Source organism: Vibrio sp. S12_S33 (assembly GCF_963889785.1).
Lineage (GTDB): Bacteria > Pseudomonadota > Gammaproteobacteria > Enterobacterales > Vibrionaceae > Vibrio > Vibrio aestuarianus.
In genome coordinates this window covers 1-1887 of sequence record NZ_CAWPQZ010000125.1, presented here as the reverse complement: position 1 = coordinate 1887, position 1887 = coordinate 1, and the positions used below count along the sequence as shown (strand labels likewise).

The window sequence follows — 1887 nt, the reverse complement described above, 5'->3', positions numbered from 1 at the left end:
CCTTGAAAACGATCAATCTCAGATTATTCAAGAATCCATTTCGACCAAGCCAACTTGCCGAAAACACAGAACGAATTCTCAATGAAATCGTAGAGTTAACCCTAAAAACTCATCAAACACATAACGCCCAATTAAGGTGTGAGTAACGCAACCACGAAACTCGATAAAACCATAGTAAACACTGAACTCAACTTTAACACCAAAAATGCCAAGCGTTAGGAATCACTCTTAAATTGTTTGTTATGTGTAGTTTTGTCGAATACGAACTTGGTTTTTGGAAAATCTACTTGATAGCATTGATAGTTATCAAACATATCGTGAAAACCATTCTGAACTAGAAACTGACGAAGAGATTCTTCACTGATCTCCCCCCTGATGCCATTTGGGGCGATACCCCATTCATGGTAAATCAATCCCTTAAACCCAATATAAGCAATTTTCGATTCTTTCCCCAATTGATAATGCAAAATGTAGGCAACATGTTCATCATAAAGGTGCCCTGCAAATTCATACCTTTCAGTGTATATTGCTTCAAGATTTTCCAGAGGAAAGTTACGCTTAGACACTGACTTTGCTTTACATTTTACTTCTCTATCACCGAGAGCAAGATAGATTTCAACATCTTTACTGAAGTAGTTCGAGTCTAACTCCTTATCACCGATATAAGCTTTCGAAAAACTATCACATTCAAATGTCAAAGCCTCATATGGCTTAATAACAACTGGCTTAGGCAATGTCGTTAACTTCAATTTGTGAGTTCCATTTATAACAGCATAGACAGACCAAATAGTAAAAGTACGATCTTTATTATTGACTACTGAAACTGCTGATATATGTGTTGGTACATCAATAGATGTATTGACAGTATATGAAGCACTAAAGTGAACTGTTAGCTTTTGATACGCAAAATACAACGCAAAACATGATGTAAACAACAGCAGCACAGGCCTAAAGTAATCGTTAGAGAAGTTTATAAATAGTTCAATTAATTCCAAATTGGCCTCCTACACATAACGCCGCATTAAGGTGTGAGCAACGCTGCCACCATACCTAATCCATGCCACCGTAAACACAAAACCCAACGATGGAATGAAAAATGCCAAGCGTTGGGAATCACTCTTAAATGCTTTGTTATAAGGCTTGGATTCAAGTACGAAGTACAACAACGTTATACCCAAAACTGTTCATCTACATTAGCTTTTAGCTCTTCGCTTAATAGGTTTAGATTGTCGTAATCTTTGAAATCTATTTTGCCGGACGCTCGTGTTTTCAATATTATGTTGGTGACATTTCCGCCCTTTTCTTTAACCTTTAAAGAGGTAACTTGATCCCAGGGTAAAATAGTTTTACTACCAAAGTTTTGAAAACTCACTCCGTCACTTTCAATAACCACTCGATGAATCTTCGCCCACTTTAGGTAACGTATTACACCGTAGACTCTCGCACCGACGGCGAACAATCCAGTGAAAGCAACTAGAAATATGAGTTTGGACCAATCAAAGTCTTCACCATATTCTGGCGTAGACATTAGACTTCCTAAAAACAGGACAAAGACTAGCGTCCAAATGGGGCTTAGCTTTTCCTTTCTGAGCTTTTTGTTGTCGATTTTATACACTTTATTACTACCCTATAGCCTTATAACGCCCAGTTAAGGGGTGAAGCACGCAATACTAAGCCGCTGCATAGAACTTCAACACCGAAATCACCGCATACCAAAAATGCCACGCGTGCTGAATCCCTCTTGAACTGTTTGTTATAACACTTGGATTCAAGTACGAAGTGCGACACCTCTGAACATAAAAACAGTGAGATGCGATAATCATCATTTTTGCTCCCGCCAAGAAGTAAAAAACATGAAGTACACGCACCTCACTGAGATTGAAAGGT

The 1887-nt window shown here is 38.3% G+C and carries 2 protein-coding genes; both read right to left on the bottom strand.

Going from position 1 to position 1887, the window contains the following annotated elements:
• Positions 1 to 215 precede the first annotated feature (215 nt).
• On the bottom strand, positions 216 to 995 hold the full coding sequence (locus AACW06_RS19330; protein WP_192076304.1) for a hypothetical protein: 780 nt from the start codon (positions 993 to 995) through the stop codon (positions 216 to 218).
• A gap of 173 nt (positions 996 to 1168) precedes the next feature.
• Positions 1169 to 1528, bottom strand: a complete 360-nt coding sequence (locus AACW06_RS19325; protein WP_192076303.1) for a hypothetical protein — start codon at positions 1526 to 1528, stop codon at positions 1169 to 1171.
• Between the last annotated feature and the right edge of the window lie 359 nt (positions 1529 to 1887).